At 70.4% G+C, this 2,584-nt stretch carries 2 protein-coding genes and 1 pseudogene; 1 reads left to right on the plus strand and 2 read right to left on the minus strand.

The window, feature by feature from the left end:
* A partial coding sequence (locus FUT87_RS26030; RefSeq protein ID WP_147242858.1) for a mechanosensitive ion channel family protein occupies positions 1 to 1,142 on the plus strand: 1,142 nt, incomplete at its 5' end.
* A gap of 30 nt (positions 1,143 to 1,172) precedes the next feature.
* On the opposite strand, the gene FUT87_RS26035 is transcribed toward FUT87_RS26030, so the two are convergent.
* Together FUT87_RS26035 and FUT87_RS26040 are read right to left on the minus strand one after the other, a co-directional pair.
* Complete coding sequence (locus FUT87_RS26035) at positions 1,173 to 2,252, minus strand: porin (protein WP_255512046.1); 1,080 nt, start codon at positions 2,250 to 2,252, stop codon at positions 1,173 to 1,175.
* 64 nt (positions 2,253 to 2,316) lie between these two features.
* Positions 2,317 to 2,584, minus strand: a pseudogene (locus FUT87_RS26040) (tripartite tricarboxylate transporter substrate binding protein); the annotation flags it as partial.

The raw sequence follows: 2,584 nt of genomic DNA on the forward strand, positions 1-2,584 counted from the left end.
TGCTGACCGCCGCGGTGCTGGCGCTGCTGCTGGGCTTCGTGTCGCTGGCCGTGTTCGCGATGAACCAGTTCGTCTGGGCGCTCATCGTGCTGGGCGGCGCCTACCTGGCGAGCGCGCTGGTCGACGACCTGTTCATGACGCTGCTGGCGCCCCTGCCCGCGGCGCCCAAGTCCGACGGCAAGCCCGCCGCGGCGCCCGACGAGGCCCCGGCGCCACCGCGCACCCGCGAGCAGACCGCGCTGCTGCTCTCGGGCCTGTGCCGCATCGCGATCGCCTTCCTGGCGCTGCTGCTGCTCCTGGCGCCCTATGGCGAGGGCCCGCTGGATCTGGTGCGGCGGTCCGGCAAGGTGGCGGACGGCCTGGCGATCGGCGGCCTGACGCTGCGGCCACTGGAACTGCTTCAGGGCCTGGCGGTGCTTCTGCTGGGTCTGGGCGCGGTGCGAGGGCTCAAGGGATGGCTGTCGACGCGCTACATGCCCACCACGCGGATGGACGCAGGCATGCGCTCATCGGCGACGACGCTGTTCGGCTACATGGGCACGGTCCTGGCCATCGCCGCCTCGCTGACCGCGATGGAGTTCAGCCTGCAGAGCGTGGCCTGGGTGGCCAGCGCGCTGTCGGTGGGCATCGGCTTCGGCCTGCAGTCCATCGTGCAGAACTTCGTCTCCGGCCTGATCCTGCTGGCCGAGCGGCCGGTGAAGGTAGGCGACTGGGTCTCGCTCTCCGGCGTCGAGGGCGACATCCGCCGCATCAGCGTGCGCTCGACCGAGATCCAGATGGGCGACCGCTCGACGGTCATCGTGCCGAACTCGGAGTTCATCACCAAGATCGTGCGCAACGTCACCTACGGCGAGTCGCTGGGCATGGTGCAGTTCAAGCTGCCGATGCCGCTGGCCACCGACATCGACCGGGTGAAGGCGCTGGTGCTGGCCTCGTTCGAGGCCCATCCCGGCGTGCTGGCGACGCCGGCGCCCAACGTCCAGCTCGACGGCGTGGACGGGACGAACCTGGTGCTCAACGCCTCGGGATTCGTGAACTCGCCGCGCGCCGCCTACGGCATCCGCAGCGACCTGCTCTTCGACGTGCTGGCCCGGCTGCGCGGCGAAGGCCTGCTGCCAGGCCAGCCCTCACCCGCGGCCTGAGGCGCCGCGGCGAGGGACTCACCCACCCGATCAGAACCGGTGCTGGATCCCCAGCCCGACGCTGGACTGCGAATCAGCGAAGCCGTTGTCATCGCGCGAGACGCTGACCACGCCGCCATCGCCGGACTTGGCGGTCGAAGCCACCGCGTACAGGCTGGTGCGCTTGGACAGTTCGTACTTGGCGCGCAGCGCGAAGAGGCGCGGATCGTCGGTGCCGCTGGCGCCGCTGGAGATGTTCTGGAAGTAGACGGCCGGCGTCAGGCTGATCGCCGGCGTGGCCTGCCAGGTCGCGCCCAGCCAGGTCATCGTGCTCTTGGCGTTGGCGCCGCCGGTGGCGAATTCCTTCTTGTAGACGCGCTGCGCCAGGAACAGCTTGACCGGCTTCCAGTCATAAGACACGCCCCAATGCAGCGCCTTCTCCTTGTCGTAGCGGCCGTTGGCCGCGATGGTGGCGCCATTGCGCTGGTCCACCACCAGCGCCGCCGCGAACGGTCCCGCCGTGTAGCCGCCCGCCAGCGAGAAGAAGCGCCCCGCCGAATCCGAACCGGCCACCTCGCCCAGCGCATACGTCGCGCCGAGCTTCACCGGCCCGAAGGTCCCCTGGTACTTGATCAGGTTGGACACGCCGGTGACCATGCCGTCCTTGCGCGGCAGCGTCGCGATCTGGCCGCCGGAGGTGGCCCAGGAGTAGAACGGCGCGTAGCCCATCGGGTCGAAGGGCAGCATGAAGTCGTAGGTCGTCGAGTACGAGCGGCCGACGATCACGCGCCCGAAGTCGCCGTCCAGCCCGACGTTGGCCTGGCGGCCCCAGAACGACGAGCCCGCCGCGCCGGTGTCCATGCCAACCTCGGCCTCGAGTTGGAACACGGCCTTGAGGCCGCCGCCCAGATCCTCGCTGCCGCGCAGGCCCCAGCGCGAGGTGTTCATGCCGCCGGAGGTGACGCCGAAGCGGTGGTCGCCGGCCGCGTTCATGTGGTCGCGGTATTCCATCAGCACGTCGGCGATGCCGTAGACGGTGACGCTGCTCTGCGCGAAGGCGGAGGGCGCGGCGCACAGCGCCAGCAGGCCGGCGCACAGGGCGTTCAGTCGAAGGGTGCGGGTCGTTTTCAAGAGGTCTCCTCGTTGTCGTTGATGGGGATCGGGAAAGGCAAGGTGGCGGCGGGCGCTGGCTCGCTCAGCGCCGCAGGCCGAAACGGGTCGCGAGCTCGCCGTACTGGCGGTGCTGGCGGTCGATGAAGGCGCGCAGGGCCGGGCCCGTCAGCGCCAGCGGGAACAGCCCGTGTTGTGCGCGGAGTTCCTGGAAGGCCGGCGTGGCCATCAGCTGGTCGAAGCTGGCCGTCCAGGCCACGACCGCGCCGTCCGAGACCTGCGGGCCGACGTAGAAGCCGCGGATCGCGGGCCAGACGATGTCCACGCCCTGCTCCCGCGCCGTCGGCACGCCG

This window comes from Mitsuaria sp. TWR114 (genome assembly GCF_007997345.1).